Annotated in this window: 30 protein-coding genes, 1 rRNA gene and 1 riboswitch; of the genes, 4 read left to right on the forward strand and 27 right to left on the reverse strand. The window is 45.8% G+C overall.

From position 1 onward, the window contains the following. Window positions 1-67: 67 nt before the first annotated feature. From fin to J2Z66_RS37685, 14 genes are all read right to left on the reverse strand, one after another. On the reverse strand, window positions 68-298 hold the full coding sequence (fin, locus tag J2Z66_RS37620) for an anti-sigma-F factor Fin (protein ID WP_209978346.1): 231 nt from the start codon (window positions 296-298) through the stop codon (window positions 68-70). Window positions 299-398: 100 nt separating this feature from the next. Beyond that, the gene (pth, locus tag J2Z66_RS37625) at window positions 399-959 is read right to left on the reverse strand and encodes an aminoacyl-tRNA hydrolase (protein ID WP_209978347.1); all 561 of its coding nucleotides are present in this window, start codon (window positions 957-959) and stop codon (window positions 399-401) included. Between the two features lie 406 nt (window positions 960-1,365). Next, entirely contained in the window at window positions 1,366-1,980 is a 615-nt protein-coding gene (locus J2Z66_RS37630) for a 50S ribosomal protein L25 (RefSeq protein WP_209978348.1), read from the reverse strand. 120 nt (window positions 1,981-2,100) lie between these two features. After that, window positions 2,101-3,498, reverse strand: a complete 1,398-nt coding sequence (glmU, locus tag J2Z66_RS37635) for a bifunctional UDP-N-acetylglucosamine diphosphorylase/glucosamine-1-phosphate N-acetyltransferase GlmU (RefSeq protein WP_281068934.1) — start codon at window positions 3,496-3,498, stop codon at window positions 2,101-2,103. 125 nt (window positions 3,499-3,623) lie between these two features. Beyond that, the gene (gene spoVG, locus J2Z66_RS37640) at window positions 3,624-3,908 is read right to left on the reverse strand and encodes a septation regulator SpoVG (RefSeq protein WP_028557369.1); all 285 of its coding nucleotides are present in this window, start codon (window positions 3,906-3,908) and stop codon (window positions 3,624-3,626) included. A gap of 114 nt (window positions 3,909-4,022) precedes the next feature. Beyond that, a complete protein-coding gene (locus J2Z66_RS37645; RefSeq protein ID WP_209978349.1) occupies window positions 4,023-4,409 on the reverse strand; it encodes a RidA family protein in 387 nt (128 codons plus the stop codon). 18 nt (window positions 4,410-4,427) lie between these two features. Next, on the reverse strand, window positions 4,428-5,246 hold the full coding sequence (gene purR, locus J2Z66_RS37650) for a pur operon repressor (protein WP_209978351.1): 819 nt from the start codon (window positions 5,244-5,246) through the stop codon (window positions 4,428-4,430). 141 nt (window positions 5,247-5,387) lie between these two features. Further along, complete coding sequence (ispE, locus tag J2Z66_RS37655) at window positions 5,388-6,242, reverse strand: 4-(cytidine 5'-diphospho)-2-C-methyl-D-erythritol kinase (RefSeq protein WP_209978364.1); 855 nt, start codon at window positions 6,240-6,242, stop codon at window positions 5,388-5,390. Between the two features lie 128 nt (window positions 6,243-6,370). Then, the gene (locus J2Z66_RS37660) at window positions 6,371-6,568 is read right to left on the reverse strand and encodes an alpha/beta-type small acid-soluble spore protein (RefSeq protein WP_209978367.1); all 198 of its coding nucleotides are present in this window, start codon (window positions 6,566-6,568) and stop codon (window positions 6,371-6,373) included. Between the two features lie 111 nt (window positions 6,569-6,679). Further along, window positions 6,680-6,955: a biofilm formation stimulator Veg gene (gene veg, locus J2Z66_RS37665; protein WP_090794904.1), complete on the reverse strand. Its 276-nt coding sequence runs from the start codon at window positions 6,953-6,955 to the stop codon at window positions 6,680-6,682. A gap of 277 nt (window positions 6,956-7,232) precedes the next feature. Then, window positions 7,233-8,105, reverse strand: coding sequence for a sporulation peptidase YabG (gene yabG / locus J2Z66_RS37670; RefSeq protein WP_209978369.1), 873 nt, complete (start codon window positions 8,103-8,105; stop codon window positions 7,233-7,235). Window positions 8,106-8,163: 58 nt separating this feature from the next. After that, window positions 8,164-9,069 carry a 16S rRNA (adenine(1518)-N(6)/adenine(1519)-N(6))-dimethyltransferase RsmA gene (rsmA, locus tag J2Z66_RS37675; protein ID WP_281068935.1) on the reverse strand — a complete coding sequence of 302 codons (906 nt, stop codon included), beginning with the start codon at window positions 9,067-9,069 and terminating at the stop codon, window positions 8,164-8,166. Then, window positions 9,062-9,616, reverse strand: a complete 555-nt coding sequence (rnmV, locus tag J2Z66_RS37680) for a ribonuclease M5 (protein WP_209978371.1) — start codon at window positions 9,614-9,616, stop codon at window positions 9,062-9,064. Before rnmV ends, rsmA begins: the two co-directional genes overlap by 8 nt. A 179-nt stretch (window positions 9,617-9,795) precedes the next feature. Then, window positions 9,796-10,944 (reverse strand): resuscitation-promoting factor, encoded by a 1,149-nt coding sequence (locus J2Z66_RS37685; RefSeq protein WP_312894983.1) that lies wholly within the window; start codon window positions 10,942-10,944, stop codon window positions 9,796-9,798. A gap of 302 nt (window positions 10,945-11,246) precedes the next feature. Beyond that, a riboswitch (cyclic di-AMP (ydaO/yuaA leader) is annotated at window positions 11,247-11,458 on the reverse strand. Window positions 11,459-11,738: 280 nt separating this feature from the next. On the opposite strand from J2Z66_RS37685, the gene J2Z66_RS37690 reads away from it, so the two are divergent. Further along, window positions 11,739-12,488 (forward strand): ABC transporter ATP-binding protein, encoded by a 750-nt coding sequence (locus J2Z66_RS37690; protein WP_209978372.1) that lies wholly within the window; start codon window positions 11,739-11,741, stop codon window positions 12,486-12,488. Then, the gene (locus J2Z66_RS37695) at window positions 12,485-13,702 is read left to right on the forward strand and encodes an ABC transporter permease (protein ID WP_209978374.1); all 1,218 of its coding nucleotides are present in this window, start codon (window positions 12,485-12,487) and stop codon (window positions 13,700-13,702) included. Before J2Z66_RS37690 ends, J2Z66_RS37695 begins: the two co-directional genes overlap by 4 nt. 26 nt (window positions 13,703-13,728) lie before the next feature. On the opposite strand, the gene J2Z66_RS37700 is transcribed toward J2Z66_RS37695, so the two are convergent. Both J2Z66_RS37700 and J2Z66_RS37705 read right to left on the reverse strand, forming a co-directional pair. Then, window positions 13,729-14,496, reverse strand: a complete 768-nt coding sequence (locus J2Z66_RS37700; RefSeq protein WP_209978376.1) for a TatD family hydrolase — start codon at window positions 14,494-14,496, stop codon at window positions 13,729-13,731. Between the two features lie 78 nt (window positions 14,497-14,574). After that, window positions 14,575-15,852 (reverse strand): HD domain-containing protein, encoded by a 1,278-nt coding sequence (locus tag J2Z66_RS37705; RefSeq protein WP_209978378.1) that lies wholly within the window; start codon window positions 15,850-15,852, stop codon window positions 14,575-14,577. Window positions 15,853-16,292: 440 nt separating this feature from the next. On the opposite strand from J2Z66_RS37705, the gene J2Z66_RS37710 reads away from it, so the two are divergent. Beyond that, entirely contained in the window at window positions 16,293-16,547 is a 255-nt protein-coding gene (locus J2Z66_RS37710) for an AbrB/MazE/SpoVT family DNA-binding domain-containing protein (protein WP_209978380.1), read from the forward strand. A gap of 138 nt (window positions 16,548-16,685) precedes the next feature. Here J2Z66_RS37710 and rsmI read toward each other — a convergent pair whose 3' ends face one another. The 10 genes from rsmI to J2Z66_RS37760 all read right to left on the reverse strand — a co-directional run bounded on the left by rsmI (window position 16,686) and on the right by J2Z66_RS37760 (window position 24,153). Next, on the reverse strand, window positions 16,686-17,570 hold the full coding sequence (gene rsmI, locus J2Z66_RS37715) for a 16S rRNA (cytidine(1402)-2'-O)-methyltransferase (RefSeq protein WP_209978382.1): 885 nt from the start codon (window positions 17,568-17,570) through the stop codon (window positions 16,686-16,688). A 33-nt stretch (window positions 17,571-17,603) separates the two neighbouring features. After that, complete coding sequence (locus tag J2Z66_RS37720) at window positions 17,604-18,356, reverse strand: tRNA1(Val) (adenine(37)-N6)-methyltransferase (protein ID WP_209978384.1); 753 nt, start codon at window positions 18,354-18,356, stop codon at window positions 17,604-17,606. A gap of 64 nt (window positions 18,357-18,420) precedes the next feature. Then, on the reverse strand, window positions 18,421-18,762 hold the full coding sequence (gene yabA, locus J2Z66_RS37725) for a DNA replication initiation control protein YabA (protein WP_209978413.1): 342 nt from the start codon (window positions 18,760-18,762) through the stop codon (window positions 18,421-18,423). Window positions 18,763-18,789: 27 nt separating this feature from the next. Beyond that, window positions 18,790-19,593 (reverse strand): PSP1 domain-containing protein, encoded by an 804-nt coding sequence (locus tag J2Z66_RS37730; RefSeq protein ID WP_209978386.1) that lies wholly within the window; start codon window positions 19,591-19,593, stop codon window positions 18,790-18,792. A 1-nt stretch (window position 19,594) separates the two neighbouring features. Next, window positions 19,595-20,572 carry a DNA polymerase III subunit delta' gene (gene holB / locus J2Z66_RS37735; protein ID WP_209978388.1) on the reverse strand — a complete coding sequence of 326 codons (978 nt, stop codon included), beginning with the start codon at window positions 20,570-20,572 and terminating at the stop codon, window positions 19,595-19,597. A 67-nt stretch (window positions 20,573-20,639) separates the two neighbouring features. After that, a complete protein-coding gene (locus J2Z66_RS37740) occupies window positions 20,640-21,086 on the reverse strand; it encodes a YaaR family protein (RefSeq protein ID WP_209978389.1) in 447 nt (148 codons plus the stop codon). Between the two features lie 24 nt (window positions 21,087-21,110). Next, window positions 21,111-21,440 carry a cyclic di-AMP receptor DarA gene (darA, locus tag J2Z66_RS37745; protein WP_209978391.1) on the reverse strand — a complete coding sequence of 110 codons (330 nt, stop codon included), beginning with the start codon at window positions 21,438-21,440 and terminating at the stop codon, window positions 21,111-21,113. A gap of 47 nt (window positions 21,441-21,487) precedes the next feature. Then, the gene (tmk, locus tag J2Z66_RS37750; protein WP_209978393.1) at window positions 21,488-22,141 is read right to left on the reverse strand and encodes a dTMP kinase; all 654 of its coding nucleotides are present in this window, start codon (window positions 22,139-22,141) and stop codon (window positions 21,488-21,490) included. 34 nt (window positions 22,142-22,175) lie between these two features. Continuing rightward, window positions 22,176-23,681, reverse strand: coding sequence for an aminotransferase class I/II-fold pyridoxal phosphate-dependent enzyme (locus J2Z66_RS37755; RefSeq protein ID WP_209978395.1), 1,506 nt, complete (start codon window positions 23,679-23,681; stop codon window positions 22,176-22,178). 286 nt (window positions 23,682-23,967) lie between these two features. Further along, on the reverse strand, window positions 23,968-24,153 hold the full coding sequence (locus tag J2Z66_RS37760; RefSeq protein WP_209978397.1) for a sigma factor G inhibitor Gin: 186 nt from the start codon (window positions 24,151-24,153) through the stop codon (window positions 23,968-23,970). 218 nt (window positions 24,154-24,371) lie between these two features. On the opposite strand from J2Z66_RS37760, the gene J2Z66_RS37765 reads away from it, so the two are divergent. Continuing rightward, window positions 24,372-24,896, forward strand: a complete 525-nt coding sequence (locus J2Z66_RS37765; RefSeq protein WP_209978399.1) for a hypothetical protein — start codon at window positions 24,372-24,374, stop codon at window positions 24,894-24,896. Window positions 24,897-25,385: 489 nt separating this feature from the next. Here J2Z66_RS37765 and rrf read toward each other — a convergent pair. Further along, window positions 25,386-25,471, reverse strand: a 5S ribosomal RNA gene (gene rrf / locus J2Z66_RS37770); the annotation flags it as partial.

Genomic DNA, 25,471 nt, shown 5'->3' on the forward strand with positions numbered 1-25,471 from the left:
AGAAGCCTCGGCAATCCTGCCTAGGCATAAGCAATGAAGGTGAAAAAATAAATCCGACTCAGGTGTGTTACTGAAGAGGGCTGGCTATTAAAGATAGCTCAGGGTTTGCTTCTAAAGCTTCTCTGCAATAATCACATACAACCTTAACGGTTACATCTCCATCCATGTTATACGATATTATATCTCTCCGTTCATCAGGGGTCAAGAAATGGAAGCCCAACTGCTGCTCGGTAACCGTTCCCGTGCTGATTTCCCCAATAAATGTATGACAGTGACGACAAATATACTTAGCTGACATCTATGTGTATGCCTCCTTTGGCTGCCCTATTACACTCTAGTATGACCAATTCCAAATGGAATTAGCCAATTCAAGGGTAATATTTGAGCCTTTTTAGAAGCTACGCATTAAATTTAGCCATCGTCTTCTCAAAGGATTCCTTCAAGCTGAACTCCATGGCATCACAAGTATGCTCAATCGTCTTTTCCAGCTCTGCTGACTCACCCTTGGCAAAATTGGAAAGCACATAATCCACGATAGGATAGCCAGGTGCCGGCCTGGAAATTCCGATCCGAATCCGATTAAAAGCTTGTGTTCCCGTGTGCTGTATGATCGACTTGATGCCGTTATGGCCTCCCGCACTGCCTTGGTAACGAAGCCGGATTTGCCCGAATGGAGTGTCCATGTCATCGTAAAGAAAAATTAAATCCGCTAAGTCAGCCTTGTAAAAATCCATAAAAGCCCGGACCGCTTCGCCGGATAAATTCATATAAGTCATAGGCTTTAATATAAAAACCTTGACTCCATTTACATTTCCTTCTCCAAGAAGCGCCTTGCCTTTATTTTGGAAGGAACGAATGTTACATTTCTCAGCAAAGCGATCCACAGCCATAAAGCCTACATTGTGACGGTTATGTTCATATTGTTTTCCAGGATTCCCCAAACCAACAAAGCATTTCAAGATAAAAGATCCTCCTATAAAAAGTGATTACTTTTTGTTACTATAGTAATGTGACAAAGCAAGCTCAGCTTTCCGCCCTACTTTGTAGTATATTATAAATTTTGAACCGCAGGTGAGAAACATCTATGTATGATAACGGTCAAGAATTGATCACTGACTTGCATTTTCAAGCTCACATGGATGCCGATATCCCCGTCCAAGTATACTATCAAAATAAACACAAGGATATAGGATATGTGGAATATTTTACTCCAAGTTATATTAAAATCAACAACACCTATTATAATCGCTATTTGTATACCTTTGTTTCCCGTCCTGGCTATTAATGCTGCAGCAGGGTATGCTGGCAGGAAGTAAGACAGCACAGCCGCCCTTAGAAGGACGGCTCGTGTGTGTATCGGTTATACTAAACGGTTTCCGCAGGAGCTTCCGCTGCTTCTGGACTATCCTCAGTCGGTTCATCCGGGGCGGTCTCCTTCTGTGGAGTTAGGATGGTAACCAACAGTTCTCCGGGGTCGGTCTTGATTTCAACATCCGATGGCAGCGTAAGATCACTTACCAACAAATGATCACCCATTTTCAAATCCGAAACATCCACCTTGATGGAAGCTGGAATCTGGTCAGGAAGACACCTGATTTCCAGCTCATGCTGCTGAATCTGCAGAATTCCCCCTTCGCTCACACCCACAGCTTCACCGATAAATTCTATTTGCACAAATGATTTAACTGGCTCATCCATGTTGATTTGATGAAAATCAATATGGAGCAGCTCACGATTCACTTTGCCCCTCTGTATTTCATGAATCATCACAGGGTGCTTCACTCCGTCTGTCAGCTCCATCTCAATAATCGCGTTAGGATTGCTGCGAAGCAGCGCCTGCAGCTCCTTCTGATCGATCGCGATAACCGTACTGCCTACCTTTTTGCCATTTACGACTGCAGGCACTTTACCGTTTGCGCGCAGCTGCTTAATCGTCGACGCTGTATTCTCCTTGCGGATTTCCGCCTTCAATGTCAACATGAAAAAAGAACCTCCTTCTATGGTTAGACCGCTTATAAATCTGGACGCTTTTATGCCAGTCTTATTAGCCAGTATTTCCAATATGTAGAGGTTCCATCCTGATTTTCTGCTGATGCTGTATTACTCTGCTTTGCCGCTTTTGCGTAATTTCATACGGGCTTTGATTTTGTCGGCATAACCTGGTTTATTCACTTGGCGTTCTCTGGCAATAGCCATATCCCCTGCTTCCACAGCATCGGTAATGGTTGAGCCGGCAACAACGTAAGCTCCTTCACCAATCTTTACTGGTGCTATTAAATTCACATTGCTGCCTATAAAAGCATGATCCCCAATTTCCGTCAAGCTTTTGTTAAATCCATCATAGTTTACCGTGATAGCTCCACAGCCGATATTCACATGCTTGCCAACAACCGCATCACCAATATAGCTAAGATGGGACACCTTCGCCCCTTCATCCAGTGAAGCGTTCTTGATTTCAACAAAGTCGCCGATCTTAACATTTTTACCTAGACGTGCTCCTGGTCGTAAATAGGCAAACGGTCCAATTGAAGTGCAGCTGTCAACAACAGCCTCTTGAAGAACGGATTGCTTAATCGTGACTTCGTCTTTTATAACAGAATCTATAATTTCCGTATGCGGCCCTATCGTGCAGCCTTCCCCTATCCTGGTGCTGCCGCGAAGCAGTGTGCCTGGCAATAGAACAGTGTCCGCGCCAATTTGCACATCACATTCAATATACGTGTTGTCCGGATCGATAAAGGTAACTCCATTCAGCATATGCTGCCGGTTAATCCTTTTCTTCAGCAGCACCTCAGCCTCAGCAAGAGCCACACGATCATTCACTCCTATAGATTCGGAGCTATCCTCCATACAATGAGCCTGCACCACTGCGCCTTGTCTGACCAGGATTCCAATAACGTCCGTAAGGTAGTATTCCTGCTGGGTATTATTGTTGGTAACCTGTGATAATGCTTCAAACAGCTTTTTATTATGAAAACAATAAGTGCCTGTATTAATTTCTTTAACCAAAGCTTCTTCTGGCGTGCAATCCTTATGCTCAACAATTCCTGAGACCTGTCCTTCTGCTTCGCGTATGATTCGTCCATAACCTGCTGGCTGTTCCATATGTGCCGTCAGAATCGTCGCTGCTGCGCCTGTTGCTTCATGAAGGTTCATCATATCAAGCAGAGTCTGCTCTCTAATCAACGGAGTATCGCCGCAAATTACAATAGTGATCCCGTCTTCATCGCCAAAAGCTTCCTTAGCCTGCAATACGGCATGCCCGGTGCCTAATTGCTGTTCTTGGAGCGCATATTCAACCCTGTCGCCCAGATGACCCTTTACAGCTTCGGCTCCAAAGCCGACAATGACCAGCGTTCTTGCTGCGTTTATTTGTTCAAGTGTGTTTACAACATGTTCTACCATAGGTTTGCCACCAATAGGGTGCAACACCTTATACAGCTTTGATTTCATGCGTTTACCCTGACCGGCAGCCAGTACAATTGCCATTACAGTCAACGAAAAGCAACTCCTTTACTTATGTAGTTCAAGTCCTTACATTCTTCACCCAATATAGCCTAATTTTCATAAAAAGAAAAGAGAACCTCTGCTGTTGCTCTGAGGTTCTCCCATTTTTTTCGTTATTAAGCACCTTCTTCGATGACCTCTTCCTCAACAGCAGCACGATCATATTCAGCCAATACAGCAGCTTGAATTTTCTCACGGGTTGTGGAAGAAATCGGATGTGCGATGTCACGAAACTCGCCATCTGGGGTTCGCTTACTAGGCATAGCCACGAACATTCCATTGTTTCCGTCTATGACACGAATGTCGTGAACGACGAATTCATTATCAATGGTAATGGAAGCAATCGCCTTCATTCTCCCCTCGGAGTTGACCCGGCGGAGTCTAACATCTGTAATTTGCACTTGTGTTCACCACCTTTTTGCGTCGGTAAGACTAGGTGTATAATTCCACATTTTAGTGTAAATTCCTGCTGCTTTTTTAATAAATTTCAAATTTTTTCTTATATTTTTTTATATTTAATTTTTTTCGACAGGAATAGCGGCGATCACTTCTATTTCGACAAAAACATCCTTTGGCAAGCGTGCAACCTCAACGGTAGAACGCGCTGGCTTATGATCTCCGAAGTACGAAGCGTACACTTCATTGAGCTCTGCGAATTGATTCATATCCTTGATGAACACCGTCGACTTCACTACATCATCAAAATTAGCTCCTGCAGCCGCCAATACCGCCTTCAAATTAGCAAACACTTGATGAGCTTGTTCCCTTATGCCACCCTCTACAACTTGTCCATCAAGCCCTAACGGTATTTGTCCAGACGTAAACAGCAGATTCCCTAACTGAATCGCTTGTGAATAAGGTCCTATAGCCGCCGGTGCCCCGCTTGTTGAGATCAATTCCATCGTTATTTCTCCTCTTCTTTAATGAAAGTAATTTCCTAGATCCACACTAATTTTTCTCGTTTTGGAATCCACACCATTGAGCTTAGCCAAAGAAACGTAATCCTCGACCAAATGCTCCTCAACCTCACTTGATTCCATAAATACTCCCACGCCCTGAACGGTTCCCTTAAATTCTTTCAATAAATCCATCATACCGTGGATCGTTCCGCCTACATGCATGAAATCATCAATAATCAGCACCTTAGCTTCTTCCTTGAGCGCTCTCCGGGCAAGTGACATTGTCTTAATACGCTTATCCGAACCGGAAACGTAATTAATGCTAACCGCCGACCCTTCCGTCACCTGGCTGTCCCTGCGGACAATAACAACAGGAATGTTCATAAAAGAGGCTGTAGCATACGCCAGCGGAATGCCTTTGGTCTCAACAGTCATAATGACATCGATATCCCGATTGGCAAAAGCAGAAGCGAAGGTTTTCCCGATCTCATTTAAATAATGGGGCTGCCCCATGATATCCGACATGTACAGATAACCACCAGGTAGAATGCGCTCCGGCTCCTGCAGCTTCTGACACAGATTCTGTATGAAAGATAAAGAAGCTTCCTTAGGCATCTTGGGCGTAAACTTCACTCCACCGGCTGCACCTGCCAGCGTATGCAGGTCTCCCAGGCCCTCTTCCTCGAATACTTCCTTAATAATGACCAAGTCTTCGCTGATAGAGGATTTAGCAGAGCTGTAACGCTCGGCAAAAGTCGTTAAAGGAATTAGTGTATGCGGACGAAACAACAAATACTGCGTCATTTCCACCAGTCTGGCGCTCCTTTTCAACTTTTTCATCAGCTCACCTCCCCAAAACACGAATAATATACTGAAAATATATCATTGTTATACGTATTTATTCAAGTATCACTTGAAATCCAAGTTTCTTCTGCCACTATATTCTGCCATTATAAATAGACATAAAAAAAGGATGCAACCTTAGGTTAACATCCTAACCGCATATACGTCTTTGCAAAACCCGCGCAAGCCGTTATAAATCCGGGGAACCTTGGCTTCCTTGGAGACCAAACCAAAAACTGTAGGGCCGCTGCCTGACATCAGCACACCGTCTGCTCCAAGCCTTTGCATGCATTCCTTCAGATGACGCACCTCCGGATACGAATGAAGCGTTACATCCTCGAGTACGTTTCCTAGTCCTTCACAGAGCTTATCGAAGCTTCTGTTCTGGATTGCAGCCAGAATATTAGGTGTAGACGGTTGTCTCTTTATCTTCTTTGCATTAAACTTCCCATAAATCTCTGCGGTTGACACGTTGATTGGCGGCTTAGCCAGAATAACCCAGCACTGCGGGGGAGATGCTATAGGCTCAAGCTTCTCACCACGGCCTCTAGCCACGGCTGTCCCTCCGCTGATGCAGAATGGAACGTCAGAGCCAAGCTCCGCTCCCAGCGTCTGCAATTCCTTTTCAGGGATTCCAAGCTTCCAAAGCCGATTCAGCCCTCTTAGAGCTGCTGCAGCATCGCTGCTTCCGCCCGCTAACCCTGCAGCCACCGGAATCTTCTTGTTCAAATGAATGTATACGCCCTGCTTGACCTCGTATCTGTCTTTAATCAATCTAGCCGCTTGAAAAGCCAAGTTCTTCTCATCGAGCGGGATATATCCGGCCTGACTTGAAATGATGATGGTATCCCGGGGAAGCTCCTGCATTTCAATGCGGTCTGCCAGATCCACCATGGTCATAACCATCTCTACTTCATGGTAGCCATCTTCTCTTTTATATAAAACATCTAGGGATAGATTGATTTTTGCTGGTGCTTTCTCAAAAATCTTCATGCTCCACCTTCTTTTGCTCGTTTGCCGTCAGCATATTATAACAAAAGAGCAAGAGAAAAGCTAAGAACAAGTGGAGAAATCGATCAAATCCATGACTATGTCGAACTTCATTTCAGAATCTTGTGCCGCTAAGGCTGTCTGAAGTTAGAATTCTGTTTAGCCAGATGCTCCTGGGCAATTTGAACGGCCCGCTTCACCATGTTGCCAGCATCTTTGGTTCGTATGCCTTCCCAGCCGTCCCTCTGAACAACATCATAAAATCCAAGATCCTTGGCCAACTCGGATTTGAAGTTCTCCGACATTAAGCCTCTCCTTCTTCTTCCCATAGGTAAGCCTCCCTTTGTTTGATTCGGCTTATTATGCTACATAATCTCAACATCCATACAAAACAAAAAGCAGACCCTGAGGTCTGCCGGTATTTCCAACGTGAATATCCGTTAATGTTGAATATAAGTGATCTGAACTTGTCCGTCATCATTACAGACGGTCACTTCTACAGATTGCGTAAGTATATCGGAGTAGCTGTAAGACACTCTCTTAAATGCATGTTGTTCCTCATCAAGCTTCACAATAAAAACAGAAGGGTAGGTTTCTTCTAAAACACCGGAGCGTTCGATGGTCTTCCTGCGGCCACCATTTGCTCTTAACATGATCTTCTGCCCAACATGGGGCTCCAAACTGCGTTTGATCTCCAATAGCGCATTTTTTGCCATTGTCAACTACCACCTCTTTCCTTATTGATTATAACCTAGAAACACATTATTGTCAAATTTGAGGACCAAATATTATATCAGTACGACAAACCCATTGTCAACGGCATATCTGACTAATTTTCGAATTTCCATTCTCTTCAGGTTGTCACCTTTGCCTGGAAAATATTCAGCATTTAATCAGCACATGAAAAAAAGCCCCTAACTCCTGCTAGGAGATTAAAGGGCCCGCTTAAGCAAATATGTGTATTCCTAGGTGTTTCAGCTTCTTTCAGACCTATCATGCCTTTAATTCCACAGGACGTATGCCAGGAATTCCCACCCGATAGCATCCTTTGCTCTCCACACCGCCAAGTCCGTCCAGACCTGTAGCCGTAAGATCCATCACATCAAGCATGGATATTGTATCCTTAATCGAAGTGTAGGCCGTCTTGGCTGCAATGCAAAGAGGATCAAGCGCATGAATCAACACTCTTGCCGGAGAACTGGCAAAATTGGCTCCAGCCTGCAGCAAAGCTTCAAAATGTGACTGGCAAGCACCCGCGATAATCGTTAACGAATCACGGTCGCGATCATATTGACGGGCGACCTGCACTGCATTTTTGAAGTGCAGCGAATTTTTGTAGCTGCTTAACTGGTTCATATCCCCGTTTCTGCGATGCTTAAGAATACCGTCATGGCCGGTTATAACCAGAATGTCCGGCTTGACCTGTGTCAGGAGGCGGTATATCACTTCCGGCATCTGAGGCTCCGGGACATAGAAGCCTTCAGCTGGCACCCTCAGCTCTCCGTAGAGCTGCATGCATTTACGTAAATAAGCCGGGTCTCCGTCCAAATGCAGCACTTTGCCAGGCATTTCAAAATAGGATGAGCCTGCGAGCTTTTTTAGCTCAAAGGCATGCTGATTCTTTTGCCGCATTTCTGCTTTGGAAAACTCCAATTTGCGCAGCGATTCCCGAAATTGCGGGGTGATCGCCCTCGGATGCTCATCGGAAAATCTGGATTCGGCGATCACCAAATCCGTCAATGGCGAATCGGCAAGCAATCGAAAATCGACGCCGCGCAGCATGGCCTGGAGCCGCTCTACCTGCTCAATTCTAAAAAGGATGTCACCGCCATAGGATTTCCGGGTAACAATGTCGCCTTGCCTCATTGCACAATCCCCTCCTTGACTATCCTATGGCAGGAGTGGGCAAATGGTGCGGGTGCCTTTAATGGCCGCTCAGCGCCGCTGCAAGACGGGCATACTCTTCCATGCTGAGTGTCTCGCCACGGCGAATAGGGTCAATGCCGCAGGAGAGGAGAAGCGCTTCAAGCTCACTCTTGGTTTCTTTGCTGAAAAACCGTACCAGCAGGTTGTTGTAGATGGTTTTGCGCCGCTGTACAAAGCAGGCCCGGACAACTTCGAAGAAGAAATCGGCGTCTTCTACCTGCACAGGCGGGTTCTCACGTACCCGCAGCCGGATAACGGCTGAATCCACATTCGGCTGCGGCACGAAGACCGTGCGCGGAACGATGCCGACCAAGGTGGGCTCGCAATAGAACTGCACAGCGATGCTCAGGCTGCCATAATCTTTGCTTCCCGGCTGGGCGGTCATACGTTCCGCCACTTCTTTCTGAATCATCACGACAATATTTTCCAGAGGCAGCTTCTCCTCAAGAAGCTTCATGATAATCGGAGTCGTGATGTAGTAAGGCAGATTGGCCACAACGCTCACGGAGGTCATGCCTTCAAAATGCTGGCGCAGCAGATCAGCCAGATCCAGCTTTAATACATCGCCATGCATAACAGAAGCATGGGGGTACGGCGACAGCGTCTCAGCCAGCACAGGAAGCAGCCGGCGGTCGATTTCGATGGCCATGACACGGCCGGCAGTCTTGGCCAGCTGCTGCGTCAGCGCGCCAATGCCTGGCCCAATTTCCAATGCGCCCTTATCTTTGCTAAGCTCCGCAGCGGTTACGATCTGATGCAGCACATTTTGATCAGTTAAAAAGTTTTGCCCCAGGCTTTTTTTCAGGACAATTCCGTGCTTTTTTATTATATTCTTTGTATTTTTGGGTGTGGCCACATCCATGGGTACTACATCCACAGGTACTATTTCATCGGATTCATTCATCTTTTAGCCCTCTTCTATCCAATTGTTCTACTGCGGCTTCAAATTCCTCGCGGGATATTTGAAATATGGTGCAGCGTTTGTAGAATTGTTTACCGTTACAATAGCCTATGCCGAGCGTTTTGCCCACTTCCAGCCTTCGGGCAGCCGCATCAGGATGCAGCATCAGACCAGCTTTTATCAAATCGTCAAAAGCTAGCTGGGATACTGCCCCCTGGTACTCTGACTTCACATTCGCCAAAGCATCCCTTATCGCCTCAGGTGAGGCATTCTCGATTCCTATGTCCCCTTTATGCTCTGCCAGCTCCTGTATAATAAAGGCGTGCTTGCAGCCAGGCACCCGAGCGGCTACGATCTTCCGTATACGTTCACCGGCATGATCCGGATCCGTGAGGATGATTACACCCCTCCGCTGCTGCGCTAGCATTATTCGCTGCAGCACTGCAGCTCCAATTGCCGAACCACCGGTTTCTATCGTTTCAGCTTCTACAGCTCTATGTATAGCCGCGGTATCACTCTTACCCTCAACAACAATGATTTCTTTAATCAATAGATGCACCTCTTCCCTCTACGGGAGGTAAACAGCCTCGATAGTTAATGCCCTATACCATGCAGAAAAAGAAGAGGGGTCCCCTCTTCTTTCACCTTTACACAGACCATACTTTATTTCTATCCAGTTTGCCCGGAAGGAACATCAATTACCCATTTTTGCATGGACAAATCATCCATTTAATTCTGAGTGGGTTTCTTGGGTCCTATTACATAAACCTTATATCCGCGTTTCAAACCAAATTTATTGGCATATTCATGATTGTCGTAATACACGTCAATCTTCTTTCCCTTTACAGCGCCGCCGATATCCTCAGCTCTGCGGAGACCGATTCCCTCGATATACACCCACCAGCCTAACGGGATAATCTTGGGGTCAACAGCGATTGTCCTTCCTTCACTCACCTTGGTCCCTGTGAATGTTATTCCAAAACCCGGGCTGCCCTCTGACTTGCCCGTAGAAGCCACATCAGCTGAGTAGGCAGTTAAGGTTACATTATTCAAAACTTGCTTCACATCAAAGGTCACACCATTCTTGGATACCTTCGATACCTCTTGCCCGGCATCGGAAGAGGCCGATAACGTGACTACCGGATTTTTTGTGCCAATAGCAACTATTTTTTTCACGCTTGCGGATTGAACCTTTTCGTCAACAATGCTCTCTGAAACAAGTTCTCCATCTTCAAACACTTTTTCTTTTTTCTTTACGAGGACCCCGGGAGCGCCTTCTTGCACAATCTTTTCTTTGCCTTTCAGCAGCTCAGCGTCATTCTTCTTCTCTGTTTCAAACGCAATGGGTTCTGTGATTTGCTCTATCTCTTTTTTGACCCTCACAATTTGTATTGGTAAATTCGCCGAAAGTGCAGTATCCGGCTCCTGAGAAATTCGATCCAACTCGCCAATAGTAATATTTAAATCAAGTAAGGCACTTTCTACCGTTCTTGCAGTTGTGTAAACGGTTGAGGTCTCTCCGTCGGCAGTCAGTTGTATTGGGGTTGCATGATCGATATAAATTTTTTCTCCCCCCTTGAGCTCTGCAGTCAAGGATGCTGAAACGTGATCGTGCTCGCCAATCTTTATGGCTTGTTCATCCAGTAGGCGTTGCAGGACCCATTGCTTCGTTTGCACAATGGTTTCTTGTCCATTCACAACTACGGATACGCTCTTGGTAGCCGTACCGTACAACAACACCAAAAACATGAAAGTCATTACGAATGAAATAGCAGCTAGTGTTAAGATCAAACGCAAGTTTTCATGCTTCCATCGCAATGCGAAGGACATGCTGGATGATCGTTTTACATGGGTATCCTGATAGGAAATAAGGCCCACTTCTTCGGTCCTCCTTCAAAGCCTCGCCGTCGAGTGTAACGCATGATAGATATGACGCGACTAAGTTTTATTTGGATAACTTAATGACCCTCCAGCTTTGCAGCGGGGTTCTTACAGCAGCACTGCCGGTCCATTACCGACATTGCCCTGGAAGTGCACCTCCTTTGCTATCATCCTATGAGTCCCTTACTGAAAATATCCAAGTTTTTGAGAAAGCAAATAAAGAGCCGCGGAAAGAGGACTCTTCCCGTGGCTCTAGTTGGCATGTGAAATACAACATGAAATACAACAAGGCACGACAATCGTTCCCTCTTCGTACGCTTACGGGGTTAGCTGACGGATTCGGACGTGAGAGTCGCCCTACTTCATACGCACAAACTTGGATCAGTTCGTCGTAATCGGATTCACCCCTGATAAACATTCTGCTGGCATCCGAGTCGACGTGACGTCACTCTCGAAGCTTCACAGCGGTTCCCCCGTTTCCCAAAAAAAAAGAACTCAGCGAATGGAAAATTGGCAAAGGTTATTAAGTTATTATGAAAGTATATTACGCTGTAATGTCCCACCTGTAAAGGTATCGAATCTAGCTAAAAACGACGGAAATCAGGAAAAATGGAGATATTTCAGCAGTAATATAGGTTATTGATACGTTTATCTCACTATAACACATCCGTTTGGCGTTTTTCATGAGCAATGCGACTAAATTATGATTTGTAAGCGAATTCGTTTATAATATTCATGGTTGAAAATACCATGGAAATGTAAATTTTTTGCTGAAAAGGGAGGCGAATAACATGATTCCCATTTTGCAGGTAGACACCCTTTATGGGGGCTATATTCCGCGTAAGCCTGTGCTTCACGACATCACTTTTGCCCTGCGTCCAGGAGAAATGATCGGCTTAATCGGCCTGAATGGAGCAGGTAAAAGTACGACCATCAAACATATTCTCGGACTGCTTCATCCCCAAAAAGGAACGATTCGGATCAACGGATTAACCTTAAAAGAAAGTCCCCTTCCCTATCGTGCTGCTTATGCTTATGTGCCTGAAAGTCCTGAGCTTTATGAAGAGCTTACGATCAAGGAACACCTGGAGCTAACAGCCTTGGCTTACGGGCTGTCGAAGGATGTCTACACGGCTCGCTCCGATGCGCTTCTTGCCGAATTTCAGATGAAGGACAAGCTGAACAGCTTCTCCAGCCATCTCTCCAAAGGCATGAAGCAAAAGGTAATGATTATGAATGCTTTTCTCATTGAACCTTCACTGTACATTATTGATGAACCGTTCCTGGGACTGGATCCCCTGGCCATTCGTTCACTGCTTGAACTGATGGTGCGGATGAAGCGCAAGGGCGCCAGCTTCCTAATTTCCTCGCACATTCTATCGACAATCGAGAAATATTGCGACCGCTACGTTGTCCTGCATCGCGGTCACATAGCGGCCCAGGGCGATTTGGATGAAATCCGTCTGCAAACTGGGCTGCCCGGAGCGTCACTTGATGATCTGTTCTACAGCCTCGTTCAGGATGAGGGCGGTGCGACATGAAAGCTTTCGAGCTAAACCTAAAGAACCTATGGAAGCAGCGCTTCGATAGGTTCGCCAAAGAATCTATAGGCTACTGGCAGTATGCGGTAAGAAGTAATTTCCTCTTATTTTTGCTGCTTGTAGTCATTGTTACTTCCTATTATTATACCAAAACTTTACAGCGGCTTCCGACAAATTATCCCTTTATCTGGATTGTTGAATTACTCCTTGCCCCTCTGCTAGTTCTCAGTCCCATTCGCACGCTCTTAAGGGATGCGGACCGGATGTTCCTGCTTCCAACAGAGCTGAAATTAGGAGCCTATTTCCGTGGCGGGTTTGTGTACAGCTTGATCGTACAAAGCTTCTTCACCTTCATCGCGCTGATTGCGCTGTGGCCTTTATACCGGCACTGTGCAGGAGAAGCCACCCAGTCCTTCCTGCTGGTGCTGTTATTCCTGATCCTAATAAAAACAGCCAACCTGCTGGGAGCCTGGCAGGAAAGCCGTTTCGTTTACAGAAACACAAGGAGGGCAACCTCACTCTGCCGCTGGATAGCGACATTGCTTATCATCTGGACGCTGTTTCTGCATAGCGCGCTTATAGCTGGAGGCGTCGCACTTCTATGCATCTGCATATGGTTTGCTGCCACCCGTTCCATTAACCAATATACGGTCGGCTGGGATTATTTAATCGAGAAAGAGAAGCAGCTTCAGGCCAGGCTGTACGGCTTTTTCAATTGGTTCGTTGATGTGCCCCAACTGCCCGCTCAGATTCGGCACAGAAGCTGGATAAGTGGAATTACGGCCAGGCTGCCGTTTCAGCAAGCTTCCACTTACATATATATATACACCAAAACATTGCTGCGGACAGAGCTTTTTGCCATTTTACTGCGGATTACTCTCATTGCCGGGCTAGCGATTTATGTGCTTAGCGACGATGCAGCCAAGGCCGTAGTTCTGCTGGTCACCTTGCTGGTAAGCACCATTCAGCTATCTACATTGGGGCAAGCTCACCGGTACACATTTTGGTTTGAAATGTACCCGCTGGACAAAAACCGCAGAGCGGGATCTCTGGCGAAATTAATTTGGACAACATTGGCAGTACAAACCTGCTTATTGACCATTCCGCTCCTTTTTACGGCTGCGCTCATTTATGTGTTAGTACCTTTGCTCAGCCTAGCACTTTGCACGTATATATGCGGGGTCGTTTTACGACGGAAATTCCAAAACTTATAAGAAATTTTGACTGAAAAAAGTTGTTTTTAACGAATTCCAAGCAGCTTGATGGCGTTCTGTGTCGTTATTTGCGCCAGCTCTTCCAGACTCATTCCCCTTATTTCTGCGGCGGCTTCAGCCACAAGCCTGACATACGAGCTTTCATTGCGCTTGCCACGATGAGGATGGGGAGTCAAGTAAGGCGAATCGGTCTCAATTAAAAGACGGTCCAAGGGAACCTGTGCAAGAACCTCCTTGGGCTGTTTTGCATTTTTGAAGGTGACAGGTCCCCCGAAAGATATATAGAAATTCATATCCAGGCACAATTTTGCCGTCTCCCAGCTGCCTGAATAACAATGCATGATGCCTCCTACCTCCGCAGCTTTCTCCTCACGAAGCACCTGAATGATATCATGATGCGCATCCCGGTTATGAATAACGATCGGCATGCCGATTTTTTTGGCCAAACGAATTTGTTCGCGGAAGACACGGTCCTGGGTCTCCTTGGGAGAGGTATCCCAGTAATAGTCCAGCCCAATCTCCCCGATGGCTACAACCTTTTCATGCTTGCATAGCTCCTCTATCCACTCCAGATCTTCTGGACGCATGTCCTTGGCATCCTGCGGATGCCAGCCAATCGCGGAATAAATAAAATCGTATTTTTCTGCAAGCTCCATGGACGTTGGAATGGTCTCCCGGTTAAATCCTATATTTACAATCCGGGTAACCCCGGCATCCACTGCTCTTTGAATAACTTCTTCCCGGTCTTCATCAAATTGGGCAGCATTTAAATGTGTGTGCGTATCTGTTAGCATAGGTGTCTCCTTCTGTGTTTCTTCTATATATAGGGTACTTGGTGTAGATGTTTTAAGGTACTTGGTACAGGTTACTTTTCACTTGCGTTTATTTAATAATTCAGCTACATCCGTATATTCAGTCTGGTTCATACGCTCAAGCAGCTCTTCCGGATAGTAAAGGTGATAACTGCCGATATGAATGCCGCTTATTGAACGGACGATATCGGATTTATGCGAAATTTCAGTCAGCCCTTCCTTATTATCAAGCAGCAAAATAGGCAACTTCTCATCACTTTCACCAGGACGATAAATATCATAGGATTGGTCCGAGGGGAAATCCACTTCCAGGTAACTATCCGGGTCAAACCCGGCATCCAGCAGGGCGCTATTCACCCTCTGAAGCAGAGCATGTGACGGCTTCTCCATGGTTGTATATTTCAATAAGCGGCGATTCAGGAAGCGACTGCATAAATCAGCTAGGACGGGGTCCTTCTCCGAGCACCAGAACATCAGCACAGTCTGCATCACCGCTTCGTCGAGCAGGAAATAATCATCGACCGTCAGCCGATTCTCCAGCAAGCTCAGTATGGGAGGAAGCATAAAGCCAAAGCTGTATTGTTCTTCGAATAAATGTTTGGCGCGCTGAAATATTTTTTGCAGCAAAATTTCTGCACTCCGGGTAACCGGATGAAAATATACCTGCCAGTACATCTGGTAGCGCGACATGAGATAATCTTCCACGGCATGCATGCCGCTCTCTTTTACAACGATATGTCCTTTATAAGGTCTTACAACTCTTAAAATGCGTTCTAAATCAAACGTTCCATAATTGACACCGGTAAAATAGGCATCCCTCAATAAATAATCCATGCGATCAGCATCAAGCTGACTTGAAACCAGGCTGACCACAATTTCTTTATTGTACGATTTGCAAATAACACCTGCCACATGCTTTGGAAAATCGGGAGATACCCGGCGCAGCACTTCGTTCACTTCAGTATCGCCCAGAACGATCCTGCAGGACCACTCCTCATGATGCGTATTAAAAGCTTTCTCAATAGAGTGGGAAAAGGGCCCGTGCCCCAGATCATGCAGCAGCGCGGCGCAAAGGCATAGCAGCCGTTCTTCCTGCGGCCAATCCTCATATCGGTTACGCTCAAATTGGGAAATAATTTTCCGTGTGATTTCGTATACGCCTAACGAATGAGAAAATCGGCTGTGCTCAGCACCATGAAAGGTCAGGAAGGACGTTCCCAACTGACGGATGCGGCGTAGACGTTGAAACTCACGAGTATTAATAAGATCCCATATCGTTTTATCCTGTACGTATATGTATTTATGAACCGGGTCCTTAAACACTTTTTCTTCTTTCATGCTACACACCTTCCTTTTGAATGAAATAATGAATATGGGAAATTGATAAAACAATTACCAGCTAAACTCATTATATTCGGAATTACTGCACGTCACAATTTAGACAAAAATAAAATGTTAAATGATGTCGAAAATGTCGAAAATCTTGTCGAATAATGTCGAATTCAATTTTCTCATTTTCCAATAATAATGGGCACCCATAGCGAGTAAGAATAAGCACTTTGATCCTCTTTGTCTGTTGTATAGGTCTTACAAACCCTTGCTATTACTGCTATTTCAAATCTTGCTCCAAAATAAATAATCATTTTTTTTGGAAAAAAAAGTCCCATTTAGCCAAAATAAAGGTTGACTATTTTGGGAATCGTTGGTATCATAATCAAGAAAAGAATGTCGAATTATGACGATTAAAATTTTCATTTTTAGGAAGGGGAAATTCATATATGATGAAATCAACTGGTATTGTTAGAAAGGTCGACGAACTGGGCCGCGTTGTGATTCCAATCGAACTTCGCCGCACTTTGGGCATTGGCGAAAAGGATGCATTGGAAATTTACGTGGACGGCGAGCGCATTATGCTTAAGAAATACGAGCCTGCTTGCATTTTTTGCGGCAATGCAGAGAACGTTACTTATTTCAGAGGAAAAATAGTTTGTAATGTTTGCCTATCTGAAATGACAACCCCTGTGACAAATTAAGAAAAATAGGTTATAATAAAATTATTCATTCCATTAGGTAATTCTAACCTTTTTCATATCTCCTTTATCTCTAATCTATTGGCTGTTTTCAGCTGTATGGATTAGAGATCTTTTTTTGTCTGGAGACGGTCAGGAATCTTATTTTCCAAGTAAAGCGTTATACACATCCCGCTTGGGCACATCCCTGTCAGCGGCCACTTTTTTCGTAGCTTCCTTCTTGTCTAAGCCCTGCTCCATATAATGGTCTACATGCTGCTCCAGGGTCAGCGCTTGCCACCAGGTAGCGGACTCTTCTGATGATCCGTTGTCACCTTCGGCAATCAGGCAGTATTCGCCTTGTGGCGGATGCTCCTCTAGATGCTTTAAGCACTCCGCAATTGTCCCCCGGGCAAATTCCTCAAATTTTTTGGTCAATTCCCGAGCCAGACAAATGTTGCGCTCTGCTCCCCACACCTCTGCCATACGCTCCAGTGTCTTCACAATACGGTGCGGCGATTCGTAGAACAGTAGCGTTCCCTGTAGAAGCCTTAGCCGCTCCAACTCCTGAGTCAAGGACTTCTTCTCTCTAGGCAGAAATCCAATGAACGTGAAGCGTTCTGTGGACAGTCCCGATGCGATCAAGGCAGATAGCGCTGCATTCGCTCCAGGAATCGGTACTACTGGAATGCTGCTCTCTAAAGCCATCCTCACCAGATCATAGCCTGGATCAGAGATGGCGGGAAGTCCCGCATCGCTGACAAGGGCGATGCTCTGCCCTTCAAGCAGCAGCCGGACCAGCTCCGGGCCGCTGGCCTGCTTATTGTGCTCGTGATAGCTGACGAGCCGCGCAGTGATTTCGAAGTGCGTGAGCAGCTTGCGGGTTTGCCGGGTGTCCTCCGCGGCAATAAGTGCTACTTCCTTAAGCGTGCGGATCGCACGGAAAGTTATGTCTTCCAGATTACCAATAGGTGTAGCAACCAGATATAGCGTTCCTGGAGCTTGTCCGCCCGCAGACGCTGCATAGCTTTTTTGTAAGTTCAACAATTCTACAATCCCTCTTTACATAATAAAATAATTTTAAAGGGAGGTTTTCCCTCCATAATAAATTTCCATCAGTTCTTTGCAATACTGGTTGTGCTCGTCATATACGATTAGAGGAGGAAGCGTGCGAATCTCTGGCTTTCCATCCTTCATGCCTTCTATAAGTACCATCATGGCCTCTTCCCCTGCTCTAGCATGCACATAGCGAATGCGTTTAGGCTCCAAACGGAACTTCCTCATGAAATACACGATATCAACAAGCCTTGTCGGCCGGTGTACCATAGCAAACTTGCCCCCTGCTCTCACCTGCTTAGCGCCTGCTGCGACTACCTCTTCAAGCGTACAATAAAGCTCATGCCTCGCAGCAGCCACATGCTCGTTGACATTTTGCTCACCCGCTGGAACTGGCAGATAGGGAGGGTTCACTGTTACAAGATCGAATTGTCCATGTCCCAAAGTTTGGTGAATCATCTTTAGATCACCTTGAAGCATGTGCAATCTATCCTCAAGCCCATTAAGCCTCACGTTGCGATTGGCCATATCTGCAAGCCTCTCTTGAATCTCAACTCCCCAAATCTCTGCTTTGGAACGAGTCGTTAGAAGCAGCGGCACCACTCCATTACCTGTACATAAGTCCAGCACCCGCCCTTTTGGCGGCATACTGCAAAATCTGGCTAATAGTATCGCATCCAGTGAAAAACTGAAAACTTCTTCACTCTGGATAATATACAAGCCATGCGTCAGCAAATCATCGATTCGTTCTGCTGCCGTTAACGGTACCTCGTTCATCCGAATCCCTTTCTGCACTGTAATGGAAAAACCGTAGAGAGAATCCCCTACGGCCATTCATGCTTTATTTATTTAGAAACGATAAGCAGAACAAGCAATCCCCTTCCGTGCGAAGGTGCCCGTAATATACATTGCATATATGGAAGCCCTCCATATACAGCCTGGCCAGGTTATCATAGCCCTCACCTATGAGAGGTGCGGCTTCCTCGATATTCCCCGACTCATTTGCTGTGGAGCCCTCTTCCTGTCTCATCAGCTTTCGAAGCTGCTGATTTTCGATACTCAGTCGCTTGTTCTCTTCAAGCAGTGCTACAATTTTCTTTTTTAGGTCGCCAAGCTCAGCATGAGCAATGCCCATACGCTCTTCCATCTGATCAATTTGCTCAAAAATATCGGGTTTATTCACGGTTTCACCTCTAGCAGCCATTTCCTGCTACTCTTGTTCTACTACATCATCAAGCGGCAGATCCATTACTTTCTTAAGGTCGAACAGTTGTACTTTGGCAGTGCGATCATTCATATTCAAGCCTAGAACCTTACCATTACCGAAAGATGTGATAACTTGCTTACCAACTGTAGGCAGCGAATCCTTGGCACTTTCATAATTATCATGCTCATATTTAAGGCAGCACATAAGCCGTCCACATAGACCTGATATTTTCGCCGGATTCAAGGAAAGATTCTGGTCCTTCGCCATCTTAATCGATACGGGCTCGAAATCCCCCAAGAAGGAAGTGCAGCAGAGAATTCGTCCACAAGGTCCAATGCCCCCAAGCATCTTGGCTTCATCCCGTACTCCGATTTGACGAAGCTCAATTCTTGTCCGGAAAATACTGGCCAAGTCCTTTACAAGCTCCCGGAAGTCGACGCGTCCTTCAGCTGTGAAATAAAAAATAATTTTATTTCGGTCAAAAGTATATTCCACATCTACAAGCTTCATCTTTAAGCTATGATCCTTGATTTTCTCCTGACAGGTCTGGAAAGCATCCTTGGCCGCCTTCTTATTCTCTTCGACCAGATCCGCATCGAGATGATCCGCTATACGAATAACCTTCTTTAATGGAAGAACTACATCATTCTCACGAACTTCTTTCTTACCTATGACAACTCTGCCATATTCGACGCCGCGTGCGGTTTCTACAATCACAGCATTTTCTTTCTCTATCGGAAGATCAATTGGATCGAAATAATATATTTTACCCGCCTTCTTAAAGCGGACACCTACTACCGAATACATGTTACACCCCCTGTATCTCAACCAGCATTTTCTCTACTACCAGTTGGGTATTAGCATTAAACCGAAGCCGCTTCTGCAGTTGAACCGCTTGCTCCATCATTCGCACCCAATCCGATACCTCTTTGCCAGATGCAAGAGATTCCATCCAATCGAGCTGATCCATAAAGACCAGCTTGTCTCTGCGTCCTAATCGCAGCTGCACCATATCTTTAAACCAGAGAATCAGCAGGTCGAATATATTCGACATGTGTTCGGCCAGTTCTGTTTTTATCAGCTTTTGCTGAACGGTCACTATAGATGAAGGAAACCTAGTTAGAGTCTCCTTTGCTAATTGTAACACTACGTTTCTCATTTCTGCAAACCAATTTGAAACAATTAATTCCTTAGCAGCTTCAATCCCTGCAGCCATATGAGCTGCTGGCCGCACAAGCACTTCAGGATGCCCTTCCTGCAGCAGGCTCCAAATCAAATCGTCCCGTGGCATCGGTGTAAAAGAGATCCATTGTGCCCGCGACTGAATCGTTGGCAGCAGTGCATTTCCATTTTCCGTAATCAGGATCGCAATCACTTTTGATGCTGGTTCTTCAAGGAATTTCAGCAGGCTGTTTGCTGCGGCAGCTGTCATTTTCTCAGCTTGATGGATAATATAAATCTTCGTTCCTGAGGCAGTCGCCCGATAAGCGAATTCTTTCTGCAGCTGGCGGATCTGCTCAATCTTGATAGAAGCTCCATCCGGCTCAACAATATGCAGATCCGCGTGATTATGATGCTCTACCTTACGGCATTCCAGGCATTCTCCACAAGCATCCTCCACCATCGTGCTGCAGTAGACGGCTTTGGCCAGCGCCACCGCCATCTCAGCACGTCCAGTCCCTATGGGACCGCTAAATATATATGCATGAGACAATTTATCGTGTCTAAGCCCGTTTTGCAAAAGTCTCTTTGCAGCAGCTTGACCACGTATGGCTTGAAAGGACATAACCTTGTACACTCCATCCGGGAAAATCCCACTATATGAGTTAACTAAGCAGCTTCAATCTCCTTTTCTAAAATAAAAGGTTAATCAGCATGCCTCGAATCTCACCGATTCTCTGTAAAATATCGATACGCCCCTGCTCGTTTTCCAGCAGCTCGTCCGCCATATTCAGCAGCTCCCGATCGATCTCCTCCAGCAGCTTATAACGTTTAGTGCGCCCACGGCGATCCCAGCCCCTGGTGTCTCTAAGAGATACGCCGCGCCGCGCAGTTTCTTCAAGAAACTGCTTGACGAGCGTTTTATACTGTCGCAGCTCGCGCACCGTCATGGATTTCGCCAGACGGTCTCCCTGCAGCGTAATTTGCTGCATCATTTTACCAAGCTGTTCCTGGGAGAACTTATCATTGTTCTGCTGCATGATGTCGGAAAAATTGCGGGGAGCCGTTTGCTGCGGCAGTGAATTATCATTCACTTTGACATTCTTCCCGATGGGCTGCCACCCCGGATTAATTTTCAAGGACGATCCCACCCTTTATCCAGCTTAGTAATGCTCAAATCTTTCTACTGGCAGAACAAACACGGCCGCCCCACCTACTTGAACTTCAACCGGGAATGGAATGTAAGAATCCGTAGTTCCTCCCATTGGAGATACAGGTGTAACCAACTGCTCGCGGATTTTGCAGTTAGCCCGAATAACCTGAAGCGCTTCCTGCACCCTGTCATCCTCCGTACCAATCATAAAGGTCGTATTGCCCGCACGCAGAAATCCGCCTGTGCTCGCCAGCTTAGTCGCCCGGAAGCCCTCTTTAATCAAAGCATTGGATAGACGGTTGCTATCTTTATCTTGTACTACAGCGATTACTAATTTCATAGGTGATTCCTCCCTCTTCATTATAAACTATACCAGATAGTTTTTCTTCATAATGCAAAATATTGTTCCAGCAAACGTTTACAATCGGTTAAAATTTCCCGGGCAATTTCATCCTCAGCTCGATTGGCATTCACAACAGTAATTCGCTGCGGCTGTTCCTCAGCAATATGATGAAAGCCCTCTCGCACACGACTGTGATACTCAAAGCCCTTCAATTCTATCCGATCCAATGGGGCGTGTGCGGATTGCCCTGCTCTTTGCAGCAGCCGATCTTGGCTAACCTCTACCGGTATATCCAATAAATAAGTTCTTGTTGCTTGCAAACCGGAACTGGCAAACTGATTGATAGCCCTTACCATCTCGGCTTCTACCCCTAAGCCATACGCTTGATAGGCTACACTCGCATCTATAAAGCGATCGCAAAGCACCACCTTTCCCGCATCTAAAGCCGGCAATATCCGTTCGTGCACATGTTGTGCTCTTGACGCAGCATACAGCAGCACTTCAGTCTGGTCCACCATCTCTATGTTGTCTGGCGAAAGCAGTATACTGCGAATTTTGTCACTGATTGCCGTTCCCCCCGGCTCCCTCGTAACGACAATTTCGTGCCCTATACTCTGCAGCTCCTTCGCCAATCTTAGAAGCTGGGTCGTTTTCCCTGCTCCATCCGGTCCTTCAAATGTAATAAATATCCCTTTCATGCTGTCCTCCTGAAGCTGCTAAACACGTATAGCTTTATTTTATATAAACCCTAATTTTATGCAATTGACTCAGTTGTGTCCCTTGAAATTTAATTCCTAAGGAGGCAAGCTCCTGCAAATATTGTACACAGCTCTTTGTAATAATTTCCCCTGAATATAAGAGAGGTATACCTGGTGGATAGGGAATTACCATATCCGCTGACCGCCTGCCAACTGCAGCTTCCAGCGTTACCAACTCGGTATGATGTGCTGACTCCTTGCTGAAACTACTCTGATCCTGAAGTTTAAAAGCGACGGGAGAGGAGATTTGTGTAAATGGGGGTAGATTATCTATATTCGTGATGAATCCCGAAAGTTCCTTCTTTTCGAGCTGACTCTCTCTACAAATGTTGCTTAAAGCTTGATATACCCGCTGTACATCCGCATTGGTAGAGGCAGGGGTAAAGAGCAGCAGCACATGCTTGGCATCCGTCATTTCCACAAAACAGCCTGCATCCTCTAGCTTCTCCCGCAGTGCAGGCCCGGATAGGGTGCCAGTAGCATCATAAATACCAACTTTAAAAGGATCTTTGTACCTATAAGCACTCGTCTGCAAACTTTGACAAATTACTCCATAGCATGGAAGCTCACATAGGAGATTGCTGAAATTTCTCAAAACTTGTAAGCCTCGTTCGATCCACGCTTCTCCGTTCATATGAACCTGGCGTCTGGCCAAATCTAGCGATCCCAGAATCGGATAAGATGGACTGGAACTTTGGAGCAAGGACAATCTTTGCTGGATCGCGGTACGGTCAACCAAATCCCCTTGCACGTGCAGCATAGCCCCCATAGTCATGGCTGTCAGCATCTTATGAGTAGACTGGACAACAACATCAGCGCCACTTGATAACGCAGAAGGAGGCAGCTCCTGGTGAAAGCCAAAATGGGCACCATGCGCCTCATCAACGAGCAAAGGTTTATTATGTGCATGAAGAAGCTCTGCCAGAGACCGGACATCCACGCCCATGCCGTAATAATTCGGGTTGGAAATCAAGAGCCCCTTCGCCTCCGGATAAGCCTGTAGAGCAGTCTCCACATCCTCGGCTTTAACCCCTGTAGCCATCCCACTGGCCGCATCCCACATAGGGGGAATGAACACGGCTCTCGCACCCGCTAGCATCAGCCCATGGATAACCGACTTGTGCACGTTCCGCTGTACTAGAATGAGATCCTCAGGGTTGCAAACAGCCGTAATCATCGACAAATTACCAACCGTGCTGCCTCCAACAAGAAAATATGTTTCCTCCGCACCAAAACATTCCGCAGCCAAGCGCTGAGCCTCCAGAATCACACCCTCCGCTTGATGCAAATCGTCCAGACCCGTAATTTCGGTATAATCCACAGCCAGCATAGCCTCATAGAAAAAGCTTGCTGCCGGGTCGACGCCCGCCCCTGATTTATGCCCTGGTACATGGAAGCTTACGGCATTCCGCCGGTAGTGAGCTGCCATCGCCTCAAATAAGGGTGCTCTAGTTCTATCTATTTTTGATAAATCTGTCATGTTTGGCTTGATCCCCTTTGTTAAAATGGATATTAGTTTTATTGGTATATCCTTATTATTCTTATAGTAGAGGAAAATAGCGAAAAAATCGAGGACATCGGAAACATCAAAATATCTCCTAAGAGAAGCAGCAAGACAGCAAGGAAATAATATTTTGTGCAAAAAAATTAGCCGTTCCCTCATGCGATTGAAGCACTCGCTGAAAGAAGCAGCTATTCGTGTTTATATCCGTGATGCCGGGTAATATCTAGCCTGAGAGGTAGACTCTTGTAAATGACGGCATGCCTCATGCATTTTTTTTATAGAGAACCTGCCCCATTTGGTGCACAAAATACGGATATTTCACATCATGTACATCCGTTCCTACAATCTCCAGCTCGCAATCCTCACATAGAAAAGCCGCCAGAATCAAAATACCCTTTTGATGCCTTTGCCCACATATGATACAACTATCCGTTTGTGTTTCTTCCATTTTGCTCACCTCGCCGCGCTTGATATCCAAACAGTATGCCCAAAAATGACCTCTCGTAAACTAGTTATCTTGCTTTAATCCAAAATAGAGCTGCGTCACTTCCTTATATTCTTGCCCTCACTTGCCGATATATGGATTATTAATGAATTAATAATGAATTAATAATGAATGAATAATGGATTCATACATCGCACCATCATGGAGGTAACCGAGTAATTATGGGACAACTAGAATCTTCTCTTTCAAAAGAAACAACCATCTACAACTACAAACTTATGAAAAGAAAAGAGCATTCCATTTATAAAATGGTAATTTATTTAGTGCTGGTCCTGACTCTGCTTGGAAAAAGCATTAGCGACGGCTTATGGCTGCCGTTCATCATCGGCGCTCCCCTTATATTCGCAGCACATATAGTCATTGTCCGGGTTTTCTTTTATTTTACTGTTGGCGGGGCCATGCGGGGCTGGTCCTTTCGCTTGGGACTATTCTGGAATGGTGTTATGCCTGAGGGCTATGCCTCCATCCGGCTCGTCCTGAAGGTGCAGTTGCATCTTCTCTGGATCGGACTTATCCTTATTGGGATGATGTATCCCTGGATAGATCATCAGATTGTTATCACCCTGGCTCTCTTTCATCTATGGATGCTACTGCCCAGACTATGGATACTGCTCAGCTTTATACCCTTCCGCAAAAACGGGCTTATTCGAGTCAGTAACAAAGAAACCTCCTGTTATTTGCCTTAATGAGCTGCCCCTTTACCGCGGCTATTGTCATACTTGAATCTACCTCAGCTACAATGTGCCGAACATGCCGCGCTCAAACGGATTGCCAGCAGGCGTCTGTTTCTTGAGCGAAAGGGAGAGTAACCATAAGAAATATGGGAACCTCCTTATTACTTTTAGGAGCGTTTTTGGTCCTTGGGTGAGTTGCAAAGGGAATGAATACGGGCTCCAACTGCTGTTAAAGAATTTCCTTGATTGGATGGAAACTTCTATTGGGCGATGACCCTGAGTATGAAGAGTTGAGAGCATCTGTCACTTTAACGATGTTTTTCATCGCTAAAAGTACCAGCTCATCACCACAACCTTGCTTTAACAATGAAAAACATCATTAACGTGACCGATGGCCTCGAAACGCTTCCTTTAACGATCAAAAACATCGTTAAGTGAACACTTCAATTAAAAAAAGAGTGTTTCCGGAAAAAGTTCCAGAAACACTCTTTTTTTTCTTTTGCTTGGCAACGTTCTACTCTCCCAGAACCCTGCGGTTCAAGTACCATCGACGCTGGAGGGCTTAACGGTCGTGTTCGAGATGGGAA

The organism is Paenibacillus eucommiae, assembly GCF_017874215.1.
GTDB lineage: Bacteria > Bacillota > Bacilli > Paenibacillales > NBRC-103111 > Paenibacillus_AI > Paenibacillus_AI eucommiae.